Source organism: Streptosporangium sp. OZ121, from assembly GCF_051918885.1.
Taxonomy (GTDB): domain Bacteria; phylum Actinomycetota; class Actinomycetes; order Streptosporangiales; family Streptosporangiaceae; genus Streptosporangium.
This window is the reverse complement of the sequence record NZ_JBPXMC010000025.1, coordinates 63,371-84,100: the sequence shown is the minus strand read 5'-3', so window position 1 is coordinate 84,100 and position 20,730 is coordinate 63,371. Positions and strand designations below refer to the sequence as shown.

The following is a 20,730-nucleotide window of genomic DNA, read 5'->3' as shown; positions in this document are numbered from 1 at the left end:
CCGGCCCCGGCTCGCGCCCTGCGCCCGGCCTCCGGCTCGCCGACGGCGCCGGCCGGTCCTGACCGTCCCCGATCACCCGGCCGCCACCGGGCCGCCGATCAGTTCCTGAGGGCTGTGCGGAGCCTGCCCAGGAGGGAGTCGCGCCCTTCCTGGCGCCTCCCCTCCCCGCGCTTCCCCTCCCGGCTTTTCTCCTCCTGGCGCCGCTGCTCCTGTCCGGGGACCCGCTCCGCCGCGGGCCTCGCGGCCTTTCGCCCCCGGGCCTCGGCCCCGGGCGAAGCCGGAACCCGGGCGGGGGGCGGAGCGGAGGCCGAGGACGTGGGCCCGGCCGGCCAGAACTCCGGCCGGTCGCCGCGCCGCACGCCGTGGGTGGCCTCGATCGACGCGGCGACGTCGTCCGCGCCGAGCAGCCTCGCCCGGCCCAGTGCCTCGGTCCGCTCCAGCGTCGCCTCGCCGTCGCCGCCGAGCTCGACGACGAGCATGCCCGTGCGGTCGTCCTGCATCACGCGGATCATCCGTTCCAGCGTGTCGCGTCCCAGCGGGACCGAGACCGGGCCCGTGTAGCGGAACGGGATCGGGGCGGGGGTGGCGGAGACCTCGTCGGCGAACCGCACCCGCTCGTCGTGGGCGAAGTGCTCGCGCAGCAGCCGCAGGTCGAACAGGGGGTCGTCCAGCACCGGCCGGCGGTCCCCTGACAGCTTCGACCACGGGGCGACCAGGGTGACGATCACGTCGCCGAACGACCCGTCGAGCGCGGCGCCCACCGCCTCGCGTACCCGCTCCTCGGGCCCGTCGACGTGGAGCACCACCTCCACGTACGGAACCAGCCAGTGGCGTCCCCGGTCCCTGCGCAGGTCACGGCGGAGCGGCACCCGGTGGGCCAGGTAGGGGGCGACGACGCGCACCGCCCGCTGCGGGTCGCGGCGCTGGGCGGGAAGCCCCAGATGGACGGCCTGGGCGGCCATGTCGGGGACGAAGACCACGCCGTGCGCGGCCAGCCGGTAGGCGAACTCGGTGTCCTCGCCCCGCAGCACCCGGGGATCCACCCCGCCCACGGCGTGGAAGATCTCGCGCCGCATCGACACCGTCGGCCCCGTGCACACGTGGTAGGGGTTGCGGCTCGCCCGCAGGCCGTCGGTGCGGGAGATCGTCTGCTCGGTGGAGCTGGGCAGGGCGCCCGACAGGTCGAAGAGGGAGCCCAGCGACCCCGCCCGCACGCCCTCGTGCACCTGCGCGGCCGTCAGCGACGGCTCCTCGACGAACTTCTTCGCGCCGATCGTGACCAGGTACCCGGCCAGGTGGTGCCATCGGGCCAGCGCCTCGATGTGCTCGCGGCAGACGACCATGTCGGCGTCGAGACGCTGGATGATCCGCCCCTCGGCGAGGGCGGCGCCGGTGTTCACCGCGTGGGCGATGCCCCAGCCGGAGGAGCCGGCGGTCACGATCCTGGCGCCACCCGGGGCGATCTCCGGCAGCCGCAGCGGCGGTTCGCTGCCGTCGTCGACCACGATCACCTCCATGAGGTGGTCCGGGTAGGTCTGCGCGGCCAGTGCGGCGAGGGTGAGGTCGAGCCTGTGCTGCCCGCCGTGGGCCGGAATGATCACGCTCACCGGAAGCTCCGGATCCCACTCGCCGAGCACGGGCGGGTCCAGGGGCGAGTAGTCGTTGTGCCGGATCGGTGGCAGGTCCGCCGCCGTGCCGCCCGTCATGATGTGACACCCCTTGTCGTGTTCCCCGTCTGTCAAGCTCTGTCAAGCCCCGCAGACCATACCGGCCGATCCTTAGAGTTCCCTGGAGACAGGACGCCCGGCTTGTCCATTTGGTGGACAACGCATCCCAGAGCCGAACGTGTTGCCCGTAGACTCGTTTCCCAATACCGCAGGTAGCACGCGCGCGGACCGGCCGCGCGCGGTGAGGAGCAATCATGACCAGGGCGTGGCGTGGCCTCATCGAGGAGTACCGTGACCGACTGCCGGTGACCACGGCGACGCCCGTCGTCACGCTCCTGGAGGGCGGCACCCCGCTCGTCCCGGCGAACCGGGTGTCGGCGCTGACCGGCTGCGAGGTCTACCTGAAGGTCGAGGGCCTCAACCCGACCGGAAGCTTCAAGGACCGTGGCATGACCATGGCCATCAGCAAGGCCGTCGAGGACGGGGCGAAGGCCGTCATCTGCGCCTCGACCGGCAACACCAGCGCCTCCGCCGCCGCCTACGCGGTCCGCGCGGGCCTGACCTGCGCCGTGCTGGTGCCCCGGGGCAAGATCGCGATGGGCAAGCTGGCCCAGGCGCTGGTCCACGGGGCCAGGCTGCTCCAGGTCGAGGGGTCCTTCGACGACTGCCTGGAGATGACCAGGAAGCTGTCGGAGAACTACCCGATCGCGCTGGTCAACTCGGTGAACCCGTTCCGGCTCCAGGGCCAGAAGACCGCCGCCTTCGAGATCGTCGACACGCTCGGGGACGCCCCCGACATCCACTGCATCCCGGTCGGCAACGCGGGCAACATCTCGGCGTACTGGATGGGCTACACCGAGTACGCCCGGGACGGCGTCGCGACGAGGACGCCGCGCATGTTCGGCTTCCAGGCCAGCGGCGCCGCGCCGATCGTCAACGGCGCGCCGGTGACCCACCCGCACACGATCGCCACCGCGATCCGCATCGGCAACCCGGCCTCGTGGCAGCTCGCCGAGGCCGCCCGCGACGAGTCCGGCGGTGTCATCCAGTCCGTCACCGACCGCCAGATCGCCGCCGCGTACAAGCTGCTCGCCCAGGAGGAGGGCGTGTTCGTCGAGCTCGCCTCCGCCGCCGGCGTGGCGGGCCTCCTGCAGGCCCACGCGCAGGGGCTGGTCGAGCCCGGGCAGCGCATCGTGTGCACGGTGACCGGAAACGGTCTCAAGGACCCCGACTGGGCCATCTCGGGCGCGCCCACCCCGGTGACGATCCCGATCGACGCGCACGCCGCGGCCACCGCCCTCGAACTCGCCTAGTGGACCTCAGGAGAAGCGACGTGCCCCCCATGGCCCCCACGGTTCCCACGGTCCCCACGGGACCCCGATGACCGGCGGGGCGAAGGCGACCGTCCGGGTCCCCGCGACGTCGGCCAACCTCGGCCCCGGGTTCGACACGCTGGGGCTCGCCCTCGGCCTGCACGACGAGATCGAGGCCGAGATCCTCGAGTCCCCCGGCATCGACATCGCGGTCGAGGGCGAGGGGGCCGGAGAGCTCGACCTGGGCGAGGGGCACCTCATCGTCACCACGATGCGCGCGACCTTCGATAGGATGGGTCTCCCGCAGCCGCGCGGCATCCGGCTGCGCTGTCTCAACCGGATCCCGCACGCCCGAGGCCTCGGGTCCTCCTCCGCGGCGATCTGCGCCGGGATCCTCGCCGCCCGGGCGCTGGCCACGACCCCGTACGCGCCCTCGTCCGAGCACGGCTCCCAGCCCGGCCGGGATCATCCGCCCGGGCTGACCGACGACGGCGTCCTCGCGCTGGCCACCGAGATCGAGGGCCATCCCGACAACGTGGCGCCGTGCCTGGCGGGCGGGCTCACCGTCGCGTGGACGGACGCCGGGGGCGTGCCGCACCTGGTGCGGCTCCTCCCGCACGAGGCCGTCAGGCCCGTGGTCCTCGTCCCCGCGCACCGGCTGTCGACCGAGACCGCCCGCGGGCTGCTGCCCAAGGAGGTCCCGCACGCCGACGCCGCCGCGAACGCCGGCCGGGCCGCGCTGCTGGTCGCGGCGCTGACCGCCAGGCCCGAGCCCGGCCTGCTGCTGGCCGCCACGGAGGACCGCCTCCACCAGGAATACCGCGCGCCCGCGATGCCGCACACCGCCGACCTGGTACGACGGCTGCGGAGGGCGGGAGTGGCCGCGGTCGTCTCGGGTGCGGGGCCCACGGTTCTTGCGTTGTCAACGATGAATACGCAGGATTTGATCGCACCGGAAGTGGGTAATGACTGGCACATCCAGCCACTGGAAGTCGAAACCAGGGGCGCCCGCGTTGTTTCTCTTGAGACACGCTGACGACTCTTCGACCTTCAGGGAATAGCTGTGTGCGCTGGTGATGTTAGGCTGATAGCCGCACCAGGTGCCCCGCGTTGGGTGCGTGCTTGTCAGCCACACATCGCTGCATCATGTCTCACCTGGTGAGACATGAGCGCCGCAGTGGCCTCCCCGAATCCGTCGCCTCCGAATGCTCCAGATTTCGGTTGGGGCAACGAGAAGCGGCGTTTTAGGGGACATGCGCGTTCGATCTACCTCGACATCTGGTTGCCGGTAGCAATCCGGGGGGGTGTCCTCCAAGTCCCACCGTCGGCGATTCTCGATGGTGACGGCCTGGATCCGCCCTTCTCCGACAGTGGCGGCGGCTCTCCATGGGCCGCCGGGGATCGCGACGTGCAACCCGACCCGGTCTGTCCCACCGGGTCGATCGCACCACCGGGACGATTGGCTGATCATGGCCACGCCCGACCCCTGGGAAGGACCCATTAGTGAGCGACACCACCGAACTCCTCTCCGACGTCACCGGCACGGCGCCGGCGTCCGGCGACACCCCCACCCGCCCCGCGGCCAAGCCGCGCCGTCGCTCCGGCACAGGCCTTTCCGCCATGGTGCTGCCTGAGCTGCAGGCCATGGCTTCCGGCCTCGGCATCAGCGGGACCGGGCGGATGCGCAAGAGCCAGCTGATCGCGGCCATCCAGGAGAAGCAGGGCGTCTCCACCGAGAGCGCCCAGGCTCCCGCCGCCGTCAAGGAGACTCCTGCCGTGGCCGCCTCGGCCGTCGTGGCCGAGCCGGTCGCCGAGCGTCCGGCGCGCACCCGCAGGGAACGTTCCCGCCCCGTCGTGGCCGCCGAGCCCGTCGTGGAGCAGGCGCCCCCCGCCCCCGAGCCCGTGGCCGCCGTCGTCGCGCCCGAGCCCGTCGTGGAGCAGCAGACCATCGACACGGCCCCGGCCGAGGGCCGTGGCGAGCGTGGCGAGAGCCGTCGCGAGCGCGGCGAGCGCCGTGGCCGCAACAGCGAGCGCGGCGAGCGGGGCAACGATCGTCGTGAGCGCGGCGACAACCGTCCCGACAACCGCAACGACAACCGCAATGACGGCCGCGCCGACCAGCGCGCCGCCGACGCCGGCCAGAACCGCGGGGAGCGGCTCAACGACCGCGGCGACCGGCTCAACGACCGCGGTGAGCGCGGCGAGCGGTCCAACGACCGCGGCGAGCGCGGCGATCGTCTCAACGACCGCGGCGACCGCGGTGACAGGGGCGAGCGCGGCGACCGCGGCCCGCAGAACCGGGGCCCGCAGGACCGCAACGACCAGCACGGCGTGGGCGACGACGACGACCGCCGTGGCCGTCGCGGCCGGTTCCGCGAGCGCAACCGCCGTGGCCGCGAGCGCTTCGACAGCAACGAGCCCGTGGTGGGCGACGACGACGTCCTGATCCCGATCGCCGGAATCCTGGACATCCTCGACAACTACGCGTTCGTCAGGACCAGCGGTTACCTGCCGGGCTCCAACGACGTCTACGTCTCGCTGGCCCAGATCCGCCGCAACGGCCTGCGCAAGGGTGACGTCGTCACCGGCGCCGTCCGCCAGCCCCGCGACGGTGAGCGCCGCGAGAAGTTCAACGCGCTCGTCCGCCTCGACACGGTCAACGGCATGGACCCGGAGCAGGCGCGGCAGCGGCCCGACTTCAACAAGCTCGTCCCCCTCTACCCGCAGGAGCGCCTGCGCCTGGAGACCGAGCCGAACATCCTGACCACCAGGATCATCGACATGGTGGCGCCGATCGGCAAGGGCCAGCGCGGTCTCATCGTCTCCCCGCCCAAGGCGGGCAAGACGATGGTCCTCCAGTCGATCGCCAACGCGATCACCCGCAACAACCCCGAGTGCCACCTGATGGTCGTCCTGGTGGACGAGCGTCCGGAAGAGGTCACCGACATGCAGCGGTCGGTGAAGGGCGAGGTCATCCACTCGACCTTCGACCGCCCGGCCGAGGACCACACCACGGTCGCCGAGCTCGCCATCGAGCGCGCCAAGCGTCTGGTGGAGCTCGGCCACGACGTGGTCGTGCTACTCGACTCGATCACCCGTCTGGGCCGCGCCTACAACCTGGCGGCCCCGGCCTCCGGCCGCATCCTGTCCGGTGGTGTCGACTCCACCGCGCTCTACCCGCCGAAGCGTTTCTTCGGCGCCGCCCGCAACATCGAGAACGGCGGCTCGCTGACGATCCTCGCCACCGCGCTGGTCGAGACCGGCTCCAAGATGGACGAGGTCATCTTCGAGGAGTTCAAGGGCACGGGCAACCTGGAGCTCAAGCTCAACCGGCAGCTCGCCGACAAGCGGATCTTCCCCGCGGTGGACGTCGACGCGTCCGGCACCCGTAAGGAAGAGATCCTCATGGGCAAGGACGAGCTCCAGATCACCTGGAAGCTCCGCCGCGTGCTGCACGCCCTGGACATGCAGCAGGCCCTCGAGCTTCTCCTGGAGAAGATGAGGGAGACCAAGTCCAACGCGGAGTTCCTGCTCCAGGTGCAGAAGACGACGGTCAGCTCCGAGCGCGACTGATCATCCGCCGTACGTCGAACGCCCCGGCCCCTCCGGCCGGGGCGTTCGCGTTTTCCAAAGCCCTTGTGTGACCCCGTACTTCGGGATATCCCTACTTCAGGACGCTTTTTCCCGCGCGGCTCCCGGGTCCGCGCCCGCGATGATCGCGGCGTGTGGACGGCACGCGAGGAGGGGGAGGGGCGGTCGCGCGAAGGCGGGCGGTGCGAGGAGACGCCCGACGCGCGAGGGACGGCGGGACGCGACAAGGACGGCGTACGACGGGCTGACCGGGGACAGGGGAGGCGCATGACGGCCGAGACGCTGGCGAGCACGACCGCGGTCAGGACGCCGCTCAGGCGGCGCGTGCCGCTCGGTCCCAACGGTCCCCTGGGCATGCTCGTCGACCCGATGACCTGGCGGGCCGTCCCCTACCTGCTGGTCAGCATGTTCTACGGCCTCGCCTGCTTCGCGTTCCTCGCGTCCGTGATCCCGGCCTCCCTGGTGATGGTGCTCGTGTGGGTCGGGCTGCCGCTGCTCGCCCTGACCATGCTGGCCTGGCGGGGCGCCGCGATACTGGAGCGCCGGTTCCTGCGGCTGGCCTTCGGCGTCGACATCCCCAGCCCGTACCGGCCCTCCGAGGGCGACAACCTGTTCCTGCGCTGGAAGGACATGTTCGTCGACCCCGCGACCTGGAAGGACCTGCTCTATCTCCTGCTGCTGCTGCCGATCGGGATCGCGGAGTTCACCGTCACGGCGGTCCTGTGGATCCTCGGACTGGGCCTGACGGTCGCGCCACTGCCCCTGCTGCTGGCCGGGCAGCCGATGACGCCCATCGACGAGCTGCCGATCGACAGCCTGCCGAGGGCGCTGCTGTGCACGCTGATCGGGGTCGGCTTCCTGCTCGCGGCCCTCTACGCGACCCGGGGCATGGCCTGGCTGCACGGTCTGCTCGGCGTCGCCCTGCTGGGTACGAGCGAGAAGAACCGGCTGGCCGCCCGTGCCGCCCACCTGCGGGCCAGCCGGGCCCGCGGGGTGGACGCGGCCGAGGCCGAGCGGCGCCGGATCGAGCGGGACCTGCACGACGGCGCCCAGCAGCGGCTGCTGTCCGTGGCCATGGACCTGGGCCGGGCCCAGGCCAAGCTGGACTCCGACCCCGACGCGGCCAGGGAGCTCCTGGCTCAGGCACACCGGGGTACCAAGGCCGCCATCGCCGAGTTGCGCGACCTCGCCAGGGGCATCTACCCGGCGATCCTCACCGACAGGGGGCTGAGCGCGGCCCTGTCGTCGCTCGCCGCCCGCGCGCCTGTACGGGTGGACCTGTCGGTGGAGGTCTCCCACCGGCCGCCGCCCGCGGTGGAGAGCATCGCGTACTTCGTGGTGGCCGAGTGCCTGAGCAACCTCGCCAAGCACTCCGAGGCCACCGAGGCGTTCATCCGGGTGAGCCGCCAGGAGCAGCGGGTGATCGTCGAGGTCTACGACAACGGGGTCGGCGCCGCCGTGCCGCGGCCGGGCAGCGGCCTCGCCGGACTGGCCGACCGGGCCGCGACCATCGACGGTACCCTGACCGTCGACAGCCCGCTGGGCGGCCCCACGATGATCAGGGCGGAGTTGCCCTGCGAATGGTGAGAACGTGAGACCCATGCGGGTGGTGATCGCCGAGGACTCGGTGCTGTTGCGCGAGGGACTGGCCAGACTGCTGGCCGACGGGGGCATCGAGACCGTCGGGGTGGCGGGAGACGGCCCCGGCCTGGTGACGGTGGTCGACGAGCACGATCCGGACCTGGCCGTCGTCGACGTGCGGATGCCGCCGACCCACACCGACGAGGGGCTGCGCGCCGCTCTGGAGGCCAGGTCCCGGCGGCCGGGGCTGCCGATCCTCGTCCTGTCGCAGTACGTCGAGGAACAGTACGCCACGGAGCTCATCGGCGGCGGCGCCGCGGCGGTCGGCTACCTGCTCAAGGAGCGGATAGCGGACGTGGCCGAGTTCCTCGACGCCGTACGCCGGGTGGCGGCCGGGGGGACGGTCATCGACCCCGAGGTGATCGGACAGCTCCTGAGCCGACAGCGCAAGGGCGACCCCCTGGAGTCCCTGACCGCCAGGGAGAGCGAGGTCCTGGCCCTGATGGCGGAGGGGCGCTCCAACACCGCGGTCGCCGGGCGGATGCTCGTCACCGAGGGTGCCGTCGAGAAGCACATCTCCAGCATCTTCGGCAAGCTCGGGCTGGAGCCCGCCGCCGACGATCATCGCCGGGTCCTCGCCGTGCTCGCGTACCTGGGAAGGTGAGGGCCTGGAGCCCCTGGTTTCCCCGCGGGGTCCGGGGTTCCGGTTCCCTCACGGATATCGCGCTCGCCGGGGGGCCGTGAGCACGCCGTGCCCGTTCCGGGGCCGCGGGTCACGGGGCGGGGGAATGTCTTGTGGCCTGGGATGGTTGGAGGATCTGGCACACTGGTAGCCGAACCGTAGCGGTTCCGGTTCCCGCCCGCGCGCACCTCGGTGTGCTCAGCGCGCAAGCCCCACAGGCGAGAGACAGTGGCGACCCGGCGACCGCGTTTTGGAGAGGAAAAGGCGATATGAAGCCCGACATTCACCCGGAGTACAACGAGACCCAGGTGACCTGCACCTGTGGTAACTCCTTCACCACCCGCAGCACCGCCAAGAACGGCGTGATCCACGCCGACGTGTGCTCCGCCTGCCACCCCTTCTACACGGGCAAGCAGAAGATCCTGGACACCGGCGGCCGGGTGGCGCGCTTCGAGAAGCGCTTCGGCAAGAAGCCCGCGGGCCAGTAGCTCTCATCCCGGCGCCGGCTCGGAGAACCCCCCTCGTGGGGGCCCGGGTCGGCGTTCGTGGTGATGAGGCAGGCTGACCAGGGCTTTCAAGGAAGGACGCACGGTGAATCTCGACGAGCTGCTCAGTGAGTACGCCGAGCTGGAACTCAAGCTCGCCGACCCCTCCGTGCACGCCGACCAGAAGCAGGCGCGCACCTTCGGCAGGCGCTACGCCGAGCTGACCCCGATCATCGCCACCTACCGCGAGCTCGAGGGCGTCCAGTCCGACCTCGGCACGGCGCGGGAGCTGGCCTCGGAGGACGAGGGGTTCGCCGAGGAGGCCAAGGAGCTGGAGGCCCGGATTCCCGAGCTGGAGGAGAAGCTCAGGCATCTGCTCGTCCCGCGCGATCCCAACGATGACAAGGACATCATCATGGAGATCAAGGCGGGCGAGGGCGGCGAGGAGTCCGCCCTGTTCGCCGGGGACCTCCTGCGGATGTATCTGCGCTACGCGGAGCGGATCGGCTGGAAGACCGAGCTGATCGACGCCACCCACTCCGACCTCGGCGGTTACAAGGACGTCACGATCGCCCTGAAGGCCAGGGGCGACGAGGGCGTCTGGTCGAGGCTCAAGTTCGAGGGCGGCGTGCACCGCGTCCAGCGGGTCCCGGTCACCGAGTCGCAGGGGCGCATCCACACCAGTGCCGCCGGGGTGCTCGTCTACCCGGAGGCCGAGGATGTCGACGTCCAGATCGACCCGAACGACCTGCGCATCGACGTCTACCGCTCCAGCGGCCCCGGCGGCCAGAGCGTCAACACCACCGACTCGGCCGTGCGGATCACGCACGTCCCGACGGGCGTCGTCGCCTCCTGCCAGAACGAGAAGAGCCAGCTCCAGAACAAGGAGTCGGCGATGCGCATCCTGCGGGCCCGCCTGCAGGCGATCGCCGAGGAGGAGGCCAACGCCGCCGCCATGGCCGAGCGCAAGTCCCAGATCCGCACGGTCGACCGCTCCGAGCGCATCCGCACCTACAACTTCCCCGAGAACCGCATCTCCGATCACCGCGTCGGCTTCAAGGCCTACAACCTCGACCAGGTGCTCGACGGAGACCTCTCGGCCGTCATCCAGTCCCTGCTCGACGCCGAGATGGCGGAGAAGCTCGCCGCCCATTCGTAGCTCGCCCATTCATAGAACGCGCCCATGACCTTTCTGCTGGACGAGATCGCCCTCGCCACCGCCCGGCTCGCCGAGGCAGGTGTGCCGTCGCCGCGCACCGACGCCGAGGAGATCGCCGCGTGTGTGCACGGCGTGCGCCGCAGCGAGCTGCACATGGTGAAGGACTCCGACTTCGACGCCCTGTTCTGGGAGGGCGTCGCCCGCAGGGAGTCCCGCGAGCCGCTCCAGCACATCACCGGGCGGGCCTACTTCCGCTACCTGTCCCTGGAGGTCGGGCCCGGCGTGTTCGTACCGCGCCCGGAGACCGAGGTCGTGGCGGGCTGGGCGATCGACCGGCTGCGGGAGATGGACGTCGCCTCGCCGGTGGTCGTGGATCTCGGGACGGGCTCGGCCGCCATCGCGCTGTCGATCGCCCAGGAGGTCGCGCTGGCCACCGTGCACGCGGTCGAGGTCGACCCGGGCGCCTACACCTGGGCCAAGCGCAACATCATCGAGTACGGCCAGGGCCGCGTCCACCTGCACCCGGAGGATCTGGCCGACGCCCTCTCCGAGCTGGACGGCCAGGTCGACCTGGTGATCTCCAACCCGCCCTACATCCCGCCGGGCGCGATCCCCCGCGACCCCGAGGTCCGCGACTACGACCCGCACCGCGCGCTGTACGGATCGGGCAGCGACGGCCTCGACGAGGTCAGGGCGGTCGAGCGGACCGCCAGGAGGCTGCTCCGTCCCGGCGGGTTCGTCGCCGTGGAGCACGCCGACCAGCAGGGCACTCCGGTATATCTGATCTTCTCCGAGGAGAACGGCTGGCGCGACGTGCGCAGCCGCCAGGATCTGACGCGCAGGGACCGCTTCGTCACCGCTCGATTCGGCCAGGAATAGGATGCACGCCGTGAGCCGACGTTATGACTGTATGGATGCCGAGCAGCGAGCCACCGGCCTGCTCGAGGCCGCCTCCGCCTTCCAGCGGGGGGAGCTCGTGGTGCTCCCGACCGACACCGTCTACGGTGTCGGCGCCGACGCCTTCACGCCCGCCGCGGTCACCGCCCTGCTGGCGGCCAAGGGGCGCGGCCGTGACATGCCGGTGCCCGTGCTGGTTGGGACCGTCCGGGCCGCCAACGCCCTGGTGGAGAACCTCGGCCCGTACGGCCAGGATCTCGTCGACGCCTTCTGGCCGGGCCCGCTCACGTTGATCTGCCGCGCGAACCGGTCGCTGTCGTGGGATCTCGGTGACGCCAAGGGCACCGTCGCCATCCGGATGCCGCTGCACGCGGTCGCCCTCGACCTGCTCAAGGAGACCGGCCCGCTGGCCGTCTCCAGCGCCAACCGCTCCGGTGCCCCGGCCGCCACCACCGCCGCCGACGCGGAGAAGCAGCTCGGCGACTCGGTGTCGGTCTATCTCGACGCGGGGCCGTGCGAGAGCGACATCCCCTCGACGATCCTCGACCTGACCACCGCGGTGCCCAGGCTGCTGCGGCGCGGGGCGATCAGCGTGGAGAAGCTGCGCGGTGTGATCGGCTACGTCGCGACGGACACGGGCCCGGAGCCCGACAACTGACCAGCGCATCCACGGCATATGCCGTGTTCCATGCCATCTGATTATCACCGTGACGCCGGGCTGTCTCCCCGGTACCTTGAAGTGGGCCGACACTTCCTGGGAGACGTCCATGGGCAAGTTCGAAGGAATGGACCCCAAGCTGGTCCGCGACCTGTTGTCCGAGGTGCAGCGGGCCGCCGAGCAGATGCGGAACGTCGAGGGCAAGGTCTCGCAGATGATGAGCGGGGCCGGCCTGTCCTCGCAGTCGACCCACCGACCCGTCCAGATCGCCGACGCGTGCGATGTGATGGTCCGCGACGTCTCCGCCCGCGTGACGTTACTGGAGAAGAAGGTCAGCCAGAACGCGACGGCGCCCCCCACCGAGCCGAAGGCCGGGGACCCGAAGCCCGAGACGGGCTCCCAGGGTGAGGGGGCGAAGCCGCAGACGGACTCCCAGAACGGCGCCAAGCCGGAGACCGGTTCCCAGAACGGTGCCAAGCCCGACACCCCGAAGGCCGAGGACCTCAAGCCGGCCGTCGGGTCGGACGACAGGCCCCGCGTCGGCGACCAGTCGGCCGAGAGCACCCAGCGTGACGATCCGAAGGACTCCTCCAAGCCCGACACCGAGCCGGACACCAAGCCCGACACCCCGAAGGCCGACGCCCCGAAGGGCGACGAGGCCAAGCCCGAGGCGGGTTCGAAGGGTGACGAGACCTCCCCGCGCGACGATCGCGACGATCGGAAGGAGACGCCGAAACCCGAGGCGTCCGGAGCCGACGACCGGAAGCCGGAAACGGGGTCGAAAGCCGACGAGACCTCCCCGCGGGAGGGGGAGACGTCCAAGGAGAGCGGCAAGCCGACGGACAGCGCGCCGCGCGAGGTTCCCAAGCCCGATCCCGCGCCGGAGCCCCCGAGGGCCGAGGAGCCCCGTCCCGAGCCTCCCAAGCCCGATCCCGCGCCGGAGCCCCCGAGAGCCGAGGAGCCCCGTCCCGAGCCTCCCAAGCCCGATCCCGCGCCGGAGCCCCCGAGAGCCGAGGAGCCCCGTCCCGAGCCTCCCAAGCCCGATCCCGCGCCGGAGCCCCCGAGAGCCGAGGAGCCCCGTCCCGAGCCTCCTGCCCCGGATCCCGTACCGGAGGTCCCGGAAGGCGATTCCGCGCCCCCGCCGGAGGCCCGCACCCCGGATTCCCCGTCCCTGCCGGACGCGCCGAGGGCCGAGGACACCCGGCCCGAGGCGCCCGCGCCGGATCGCGTCCCTGAGGTGCCGAACGCCCAGGGCGCGCCCGTGCCGGGGACACCGAACGCCGAGGGCGCGCCCGCGCCGGAGGCGCCCAGGCAGGATTCCGCGCCCGCGCCGGACGCCCCGAGGGCCGACGACGCGCGGCCGGAGACGCCGAGGGTCGAGGACCTCAAGCCCGCGGTCCCCGGACCGGGGGAGAACCCGCAGGGCGGGGGGCAGCCGGTCGACGCCGCGCCGCGCGAGGCGCCCGACGTCCCGCGTACGCCCGAGACCGCCACCCAGAACCCTGGGCCCGGGACGCCGCAGGGAGAGTCCACGCCCGCGCCGGAGCCGCCCAGGGCCGACGGCACCCGGCCGGAGATCGTCAACGCGGACGACACGACGCCGCGCGGGCAGGATCCGACCGGAGACGCGCCCGCGAACGACTCCGACGCCAAGGGCGACACGGGCTCGAAGGGCGACGAGACGACCCCGCGCGGGGACTCCACCGGCGACGCGCCCGCGAACGATCCCGACGCCAAGGGCGACGCCGGTTCCAAGGGCGACGAGCGCTCGCCGAGGCAGGAGGGCGGCTCCTCCGGCGACACCGTCCTCGACACCCCCAGGAAGGACCACCCCGACGACATCGACCAGAGCGACTCCAAGGCGAAGGTCGTGGAGGTCGACGGGGTGAAGGTGCTCCAGATCCCGCTCGACGCGCCCACGGCGGCCGAGGTCGACGAGCTGCTGAAGAACATCGAGGACATCCCGCCGCTGGAGATGCCCACGATCGACAATGTCTCCGGCACCACCGGGCAGCCCGGCTGGGTCGAGCCGCACGGCCCGCTCGATTCCGCCAAGCCCGCGTACCCGCTCCTCGACACCGCGGGGCCGGCCACGGACCAGACCGTCCAGCCGCCGGGCACCGGCGGCGACACCATTTCCCAGGGCCCCCAGTCCACCGGTACGACCTCCGGTGAGCCCGCCGCGCCCCGGCCCGCGGGAGACTCGACGTCCACCGGTGACGCCGCGCCCCGGCCCGCCGGTACGGCCTCGGGTGAGCCCGCGATCCAGACGGCGGGCACGACCTCGGGCGAGGCGGCCACCCGGCCCGCCGGAGGACCGGCGCCGTCCATCGGCGACGCGGTCTCCGGTGAGGCGCGCGGTGCCGAGGGCACGTCCGGGCAGGCGGCGGGGGCGGCGCCCGGCGGGGTGGCCGCGCAGCCGGGCGAGGGTTCGGCCGCCCGGTGGGCGAACGACGGCAGCGACGTCGTCACCGCCGAGGCGGGCCCGCTCGATCTCGACGCGCTCAGGACGCTCGCGGACAACGCCCGCGAGATCGAACCGCTGGAGATGCCGGGCGTGAGCGTGCCCGACGGGGAGACCTGGGGTGAGGGGGCCTGGGCGCCCATGGACATCCGGCCCGACGGCCCGGCCGGCGACGTGGAACCGGGAGACCCGCTGCGGCCGATCCCGCCTCCGGGCGGCGGCCGGTGATCGCCGGAACGCGGGCGCGAGGTCGTGAGCGCCGTGAGCGCCGTGAGCGCGAAGCGGCGGGCGGATGAGCACGAGACACCGGGTAGCGGTGAGTGAGCAGGAGGCAGGGAGCGTGTCAGCGAGGGTGAGGAGCCTGTGATGTTCGTGGATCCACCCGCACCGCAGCCGCTGCAGCCGGGGGAGACCCCGCCGGCCTCGGCCAACAACGGGCTGCCGTCCCCGGACGCCGTCACGTCGTGGGAGTTCAACCCCGACTACCAGCGGCTGGTCATGATGTGGAGGCAGGTGCTCCCCGTGCTCGACACGCTGACCGCCAGCCTGGACAAGGCCTACCAGCTCGCCAGGAGCAGGGACGTCTGGGACGCCCCCGTCTCCGGCCGCTACGTCGAGGACATGACGGAGTGGCGCACCCGCCTGAGCCTCTACCGGCAGGCGATCCTGACGTCGATCAGCGACCAGGCGGCCGACACGCCGAGATGGGTGCCGGTCAAGGCCGGAGCTCCGCACGCGTTCTCGTGAGGCGGCCTCCCGGCGGCGGCGGTCCTCCGCGACACGCTGTCCCGGGGCGGCGCGTCCCTGACGTGGGATAACCGGGGACGGCGGGCTTACAGTGGGGGTGAGTCGTCGTCTTCGGGGTGTGAGCCATGGGCGCAGAACCGTACTACGGGCCGGATTTCGGTCTCCTGCAGCGCGAGGACCCGGAGATCGCGAGCGTGCTGCTCGACGAGCTCGACCGGCTCCGCGGGGGCGTCCAGCTGATCGCGAGTGAGAACTTCACCTCGCCCGCCGTGCTCGCCGCGCTCGGCTCGACGCTCACCAACAAGTACGCCGAGGGCTACCCCGGCAGGCGTTACTACGCCGGGTGCGAGGTCGTCGACCGGGCCGAGCGGCTCGCGATCGACCGGGCCAAGCGGCTGTTCGGCGCCGAGCACGTCAACGTGCAGCCCCATTCCGGCGCCTCGGCGAACCTGGCGGCCTACGCGGCCCTGCTCCAGCCGGGCGACACCATGCTGGCGATGGAGCTGTCGCACGGCGGCCACCTCACGCACGGTTCCAAGGTCAACTTCTCGGGACGCTGGTTCGACGTCGTGGCGTACGGCGTGCGCAGGGACACCGAGCTGATCGACTACGACGAGGTCAGGGAGCTGGCGCTGCGGCACCAGCCCAAGATGATCATTTGTGGTGCCACCGCCTACCCCCGCGAGATCGACTTCGCCGCCTTCCGGGGGATCGCGGACGAGGTGGGCGCCTGGCTGCTCGCCGACGTCGCGCACACCGTCGGCCTGATGGCCGGGCGGGCGCTGCCCTCCGCCGTGCCGTACGCGGACGTGGTGACCTTCACCACGCACAAGGCGCTGCGCGGTCCGAGGGGCGGCGGGATCATGTGCACGCGGGAGCTGGGCCCCAGGATCGACCGGGCGGTCTTCCCTTTCGTGCAGGGCGGCCCGCTCATGCACGCGGTGGCGGCCAAGGCGGTGGCGTTCGGCGAGGCGCTGCGGCCGGAGTTCGCGGAGTACGCGCGGCGGGTGGTGGCCAACGCCCAGGTGCTGGCCGACGCGCTGGCCGCCGAGGGCATGCGCCCCGTCTCCGGGGGCACCGACAGCCACCTGGCGCTGATCGACCTGCGCGACGTCGGTATCTCCGGCGCGGTGGCCGAGCAGCGGTGTCAAGCGGCCGGGATCACGCTGAACCGCAACGCGATCCCCTATGATCCCGAGCCGCCCACGGTGACGTCCGGGATCCGGGTCGGCACCCCCTGCGTCACGACCCAGGGGATGGGGCCCGAGGAGATGAAGGAGGTGGCCTCCATGGTGGCGCAGGTCATCCGCAACCCCGACGCGACGGGTGAGATACGGGAGCGCGTCGCGGTGCTGACGAGGACCCACCGGATATATCCCAGCGAACTATGAGCTGTTCTGTGTCGTTTTCCGGTCACAGGTGGCCGGACTATCCGCGAAACTGGTTCCGTGCGCGAATATCTACTCATGGCGCTCGTCGCGGCCGCGGTGACGTATCTGCTGGTTCCGCTGATCCGCGTTTTCGCCGTCCGCATCGGCGCCATGCCCGAGGTCCGCGATCGTGACGTGCACACCACGCCGACGCCCAGGCTGGGTGGTCTGGCCATGTACGGCGGTCTCGTCGCCGGCCTGCTGATCGCCGCCGAGCTTCCCTACGCCGGAGGCAAGCTGGCCGAGGGCCAGGGAAAGATCGTGATCGCGCTGATCGCCGCGGGCGGCCTGATCACGCTGACCGGCTTCCTGGACGACTGGCTGGGGATGGACGCCCTCGTCAAGCTCGCCGGGCAGATCGGCGCCGCGGGGGTGCTCGTCACCTTCGGTGTCAGCCTGCCGTGGCTCCCGCTGCCGACCGCGCTGGGCGGGCAGACCATCCTCGATTCGACGCTGAGCCCGCTGATCACGATCCTGATCGTGGTCGTCATGATCAACGCCGTCAACTTCGTCGACGGGCTCGACGGGCTGGCCGCGGGGATCGTCGGCATCGCCGCGATGGCCACGTGGACGTACTCGGTGGCCCTGTCGAAAGACTACGGCGACACCAGCATCAACGCGACGGCGGTCATCGCCTCGGTGCTGATCGGGGTCTGCCTGGGCTTCCTGCCGCACAACTTCCACCCGGCGAAGATCTTCATGGGCGACACGGGGGCGATGCTGATCGGCCTGGTCCTCGCCTCCACGATGATTCTGGTCACACCGCTCGACTCCAGCAGCATCAACCGTTTCCCCGTCATCCTCCCGCTCCTGGTGCCGGTCGCGATCCTGGTGCTCCCGCTGCTGGACCTGATCATGGCGGTGATCCGGCGCACGTCCAACGGCCTGTCGCCGTTCTCGCCCGACCGGGGGCACCTGCACCACCGGCTGTTGGACATCGGCCACTCGCACCGCCGCAGCGTCATGATCATGTACGCATGGACCTTCCTGTTCGCCTTCGCGGTCGTGGCGCTGTCCATCGAGGGCGTCCCGCTCATCCTGTTCCCGCTGACCGTGCTGCTCGCCATCGGCGTGCTGGTGATGATGGCGCTGCCCCGCCTGCGCGCCCGCCGTGACCTCGGCGGGGCCGAGGGTCAGGGCGATGGACGCGGCGACGGGCGCGGCGACGGGCGCGGCGACGGGCGCGGCCCGCTCGATCCCGCCGGTCCCGCGGGTCCCGGCGGTCCCGCGGAGGGGTCCGGGCGGCACGCGCACCCCGGTGAGCAGCAGCCGGGCCGGGTCAGGCCCCATCCGTATCCCACGGAGGCGCCGGGGCACCGTCCGGCCGCCGCCGGCGACGACACGGCCACCCTGCCGGTGCGGCCCGACCTGTCACTCAGCGCTCCCCGGCACGGTTTCTCAAACCCTGAGACGCCGCTTTGAGCCGCTTTCCCCGGCTCCTTGATCGTTCACTTGAAACGGCAGGTAAAGGCGCTCTTCCATGAGCTTGTGATAGCTTTCACTAGCAGATGGTGAACCTGCCCAGACCTGCAAGGTAGCAATCGCTCGCTTGATAACAGTCACTTGGAGTGCCGATGCTGGCCAACGACGTGCGCCTTCTGAAGGGGGCTGCGATACCCACGGTGCTGGTGGGGCTGGTCGTGATCCTCGTCGCGGCGTTGCTGGCCGGAGCCAAGGGAGCGCTCGGCGCCGCGATCGGGACCGTGGTCGTCGGCGTCTTCTTCACCCTCGGCATCATGGCGGTCTCGTACGCGAGCCGCGTGTCGCCCATGATGATGATGACCGCCGCGGTGCTGAGCTACGCGGTGAAGATTCTCGTGATCATGGCTCTGCTCAAGACCTTCGAGGACGCCACCGCGTTCGAGCCCAAGGCCTTCGGCTGGGCGGCCATCGCGTGCACGATCGCCTGGACGGTCGGCGAGATGCGCGGCTTCATGAAGCTCAAGATGCTCTATGTCGACCCCGATGGCCGGGTTCCAGGTCAGGGCGATCCGCGATGAGGCGTATCATCTCGCTGGCGGACTGGACCCTGCCCGATATGACTAGTCCTCACCGCGACTGCTATCGTCATGCCCGCGATGAGCGAAAAGAAAATCCGGCCCGAAGACGACGGCCGCGACTTCGCCAACGCCGCCTGGTCGATCCCCAGCTATCTCCTCTCCGGGATGATCCTGTACGGCGGTGCGGGCTGGTTGCTGTCCAAGTGGACTGGCGTGGTCGCCTTCACCCCGATCGGATTGATTCTCGGGGTCGCTCTATCCGTCTACCTGGTCTACCGGAAGTACGGTCGCTAGCCTTCGGCGGCGGTCGCTTCGCTGACGAAGCCATTTCGATCAACTACCACGCTGAAGGGAACGCCGCGTGAGCACGCTGACGCTCCTCGCTCCCGGGGACGAGTTCACGCCTCCGGGACTCGAACTCTTCGACGCCGCCCCGCTCGTCTCGGGCGTCGCCTGGTTCACGAAGCCGGTGCTGCTGGCCCTGCTGAGCTCGATCATCGTCATCGGCTTCTGCTGGTCGGCCTTCGGCAACCCGAAGCTGGTGCCGCGGGGCGTGCAGAACATCGGCGAGATGGGCTACATGTTCGTCCGCGACCAGGTCGCCCGGCCGTTCCTCGGCAAGGACGCCGACCGGTGGATGGGCCTGCTGCTCAGCATGTTCTTCCTGGTCTGGATCTGGAACCTGATGGGCGTCATCCCGTTCCTGCAGTTCCCGGTCGCCTCGCACATCGCCTTCCCGATCGTGCTCGCCCTCAGCGTCTACATCTTGAAGATCTACCTGGGTGTCAAGCACCAGGGCGCGATCGGCTACTTCAAGAACATGATGTTCCCCCCGGGGTTGCCCAAGCCGATCTACGTGCTGCTGGCCCCGATCGAGCTCCTGTCCAACATGATCATCGCGCCCTTCACGCACGCGGTGCGACTGTTCGCCAACATGTTCGCCGGCCACATCATCCTGGCCTTCTTCAGCCTCGTCGGCTTCTGGTTCCTCTTCGAGAAGCTCAGCCCGCTGGGCGCACCGCTCGGCGTGGTCGGCGTGATCATGACGATCGCGATGACGGGCTTCGAGATGTTCATCCAGTTCCTGCAGGCGTTCCTCTTCGCGATGCTCGCCGCGATGTACATCGGCAACTCGCTCCACGCCGACCACTAGACGCACAGACCTCCCTCGAATATCCAGACCGGTGAGCCTTCACCGGCCGACCTGTAAAGGAAACACAACACCATGGCAATGGGAATCCTCGCTGAGGTCACCGGCTCCCTCGGTTCCATCGGCTACGGCCTCGCCGCCATCGGCCCCGGCATCGGCGTCGGCATCATCTTCGGTCAGGGTGTGCAGGCCATCGCCCGCCAGCCCGAGGCCTACGGCCTGATCCGCCAGAACATGCTGCTCGGCTTCGTCCTTACCGAGGCGCTGGCCCTCATCGGCCTTGTCGCGCCGTTCATGTTCGGTCAGTAAGACGCAGGAAAACCTCTGACGGAAGGCTGCACAAATGATTCAGGCAGCTTCGCTCCTGGCGGCGGAGGAGGGGGCTAACCCCCTTCTCCCGCACACCTACGAGCTTGTCGTCGGCGGCTTCGCCTTCTTCGTCGTCCTCTTCGTCGTCGGCAAGATCCTCACCCCGCGCATCCAGAAGACCCTGGTCGAGCGGACCGATGCGATCGAAGGCGGCATCAAGCGAGCCGAGGACGCGCAGGCCGAGGCCCAGGCGCTGCTCAAGCAGTACAAGGACCAGCTCTCCGAAGCCCGTCACGAAGCCTCGCGGCTGCGTGAGGAGGCCCGTGAGCAGGGTGCGCAGATCAAGGCCGAGCTCCGCGAGGAGGCTCAGGCCGAGGCCCGCCGCCTGGTCGAGGCCGCCCATCTGCAGATCGAGGCCGACCGCCAGCAGGCGTTCGCCCAGCTCCGTACGGAGCTCGGCCGCCTGTCGATCGAGCTGGCCGGTCGTATCGTCGGGGAGTCCCTGGAGGACGAGGCGCGCCAGCGCCGTACCGTCGACAGGTTCCTCGAGGAGCTCGAGTCGAGCAACGCGGCGGTCCGCTGATGACACGGCGAACC

At 70.9% G+C, this 20,730-nt stretch carries 19 protein-coding genes; 18 read left to right on the top strand and 1 reads right to left on the bottom strand.

Translation table 11 applies throughout. The features are described from left to right. Positions 1–98 precede the first annotated feature (98 nt). A complete protein-coding gene (locus tag ACTOQ1_RS32830; protein WP_440071848.1) occupies positions 99–1,706 on the bottom strand; it encodes a glycosyltransferase in 1,608 nt (535 codons plus the stop codon). A gap of 215 nt (positions 1,707–1,921) precedes the next feature. Here ACTOQ1_RS32830 and thrC point away from each other — a divergent pair, with 215 nt between their 5' ends. The 18 genes from thrC to ACTOQ1_RS32740 all read left to right on the top strand — a co-directional run bounded on the left by thrC (position 1,922) and on the right by ACTOQ1_RS32740 (position 20,716). After that, a complete protein-coding gene (thrC, locus tag ACTOQ1_RS32825) occupies positions 1,922–2,980 on the top strand; it encodes a threonine synthase (RefSeq protein ID WP_440071847.1) in 1,059 nt (352 codons plus the stop codon). Between the two features lie 67 nt (positions 2,981–3,047). Beyond that, entirely contained in the window at positions 3,048–4,016 is a 969-nt protein-coding gene (locus tag ACTOQ1_RS32820) for a homoserine kinase (RefSeq protein ID WP_440071846.1), read from the top strand. A 467-nt stretch (positions 4,017–4,483) separates the two neighbouring features. Next, entirely contained in the window at positions 4,484–6,553 is a 2,070-nt protein-coding gene (gene rho / locus ACTOQ1_RS32815) for a transcription termination factor Rho (RefSeq protein ID WP_440071845.1), read from the top strand. Positions 6,554–6,838: 285 nt separating this feature from the next. Next, positions 6,839–8,158: a sensor histidine kinase gene (locus ACTOQ1_RS32810; protein WP_440071844.1), complete on the top strand. Its 1,320-nt coding sequence runs from the start codon at positions 6,839–6,841 to the stop codon at positions 8,156–8,158. Positions 8,159–8,171: 13 nt separating this feature from the next. Further along, positions 8,172–8,816, top strand: coding sequence for a response regulator transcription factor (locus ACTOQ1_RS32805; protein ID WP_440071884.1), 645 nt, complete (start codon positions 8,172–8,174; stop codon positions 8,814–8,816). Between the two features lie 287 nt (positions 8,817–9,103). Then, on the top strand, positions 9,104–9,322 hold the full coding sequence (gene rpmE, locus ACTOQ1_RS32800) for a 50S ribosomal protein L31 (RefSeq protein ID WP_362679879.1): 219 nt from the start codon (positions 9,104–9,106) through the stop codon (positions 9,320–9,322). A 103-nt stretch (positions 9,323–9,425) separates the two neighbouring features. Then, positions 9,426–10,478, top strand: coding sequence for a peptide chain release factor 1 (gene prfA, locus ACTOQ1_RS32795; protein WP_440071843.1), 1,053 nt, complete (start codon positions 9,426–9,428; stop codon positions 10,476–10,478). Positions 10,479–10,502: 24 nt separating this feature from the next. Then, positions 10,503–11,357, top strand: coding sequence for a peptide chain release factor N(5)-glutamine methyltransferase (gene prmC, locus ACTOQ1_RS32790; protein ID WP_440071842.1), 855 nt, complete (start codon positions 10,503–10,505; stop codon positions 11,355–11,357). A gap of 10 nt (positions 11,358–11,367) precedes the next feature. Then, positions 11,368–12,033: an L-threonylcarbamoyladenylate synthase gene (locus ACTOQ1_RS32785; RefSeq protein WP_440071841.1), complete on the top strand. Its 666-nt coding sequence runs from the start codon at positions 11,368–11,370 to the stop codon at positions 12,031–12,033. Positions 12,034–12,142: 109 nt separating this feature from the next. Next, complete coding sequence (locus ACTOQ1_RS32780; protein WP_440071840.1) at positions 12,143–14,725, top strand: hypothetical protein; 2,583 nt, start codon at positions 12,143–12,145, stop codon at positions 14,723–14,725. 138 nt (positions 14,726–14,863) lie between these two features. Further along, entirely contained in the window at positions 14,864–15,244 is a 381-nt protein-coding gene (locus ACTOQ1_RS32775) for a hypothetical protein (protein WP_362679889.1), read from the top strand. Between the two features lie 125 nt (positions 15,245–15,369). Next, positions 15,370–16,635 (top strand): serine hydroxymethyltransferase, encoded by a 1,266-nt coding sequence (glyA, locus tag ACTOQ1_RS32770; RefSeq protein ID WP_440071839.1) that lies wholly within the window; start codon positions 15,370–15,372, stop codon positions 16,633–16,635. 57 nt (positions 16,636–16,692) lie between these two features. Beyond that, on the top strand, positions 16,693–18,096 hold the full coding sequence (locus ACTOQ1_RS32765) for a glycosyltransferase family 4 protein (RefSeq protein WP_440071838.1): 1,404 nt from the start codon (positions 16,693–16,695) through the stop codon (positions 18,094–18,096). 152 nt (positions 18,097–18,248) lie between these two features. Then, positions 18,249–18,674 carry a hypothetical protein gene (locus tag ACTOQ1_RS32760; protein ID WP_440071837.1) on the top strand — a complete coding sequence of 142 codons (426 nt, stop codon included), beginning with the start codon at positions 18,249–18,251 and terminating at the stop codon, positions 18,672–18,674. 78 nt (positions 18,675–18,752) lie between these two features. Further along, on the top strand, positions 18,753–18,968 hold the full coding sequence (locus tag ACTOQ1_RS32755; RefSeq protein ID WP_344744671.1) for an AtpZ/AtpI family protein: 216 nt from the start codon (positions 18,753–18,755) through the stop codon (positions 18,966–18,968). A gap of 67 nt (positions 18,969–19,035) precedes the next feature. Next, positions 19,036–19,827, top strand: coding sequence for a F0F1 ATP synthase subunit A (atpB, locus tag ACTOQ1_RS32750; protein ID WP_440071836.1), 792 nt, complete (start codon positions 19,036–19,038; stop codon positions 19,825–19,827). Between the two features lie 78 nt (positions 19,828–19,905). Next, positions 19,906–20,133 carry an ATP synthase F0 subunit C gene (gene atpE / locus ACTOQ1_RS32745; protein WP_030906562.1) on the top strand — a complete coding sequence of 76 codons (228 nt, stop codon included), beginning with the start codon at positions 19,906–19,908 and terminating at the stop codon, positions 20,131–20,133. Positions 20,134–20,167: 34 nt separating this feature from the next. After that, on the top strand, positions 20,168–20,716 hold the full coding sequence (locus ACTOQ1_RS32740) for a F0F1 ATP synthase subunit B (RefSeq protein ID WP_362679906.1): 549 nt from the start codon (positions 20,168–20,170) through the stop codon (positions 20,714–20,716). The last annotated feature ends 14 nt before the right edge of the window (positions 20,717–20,730 follow it).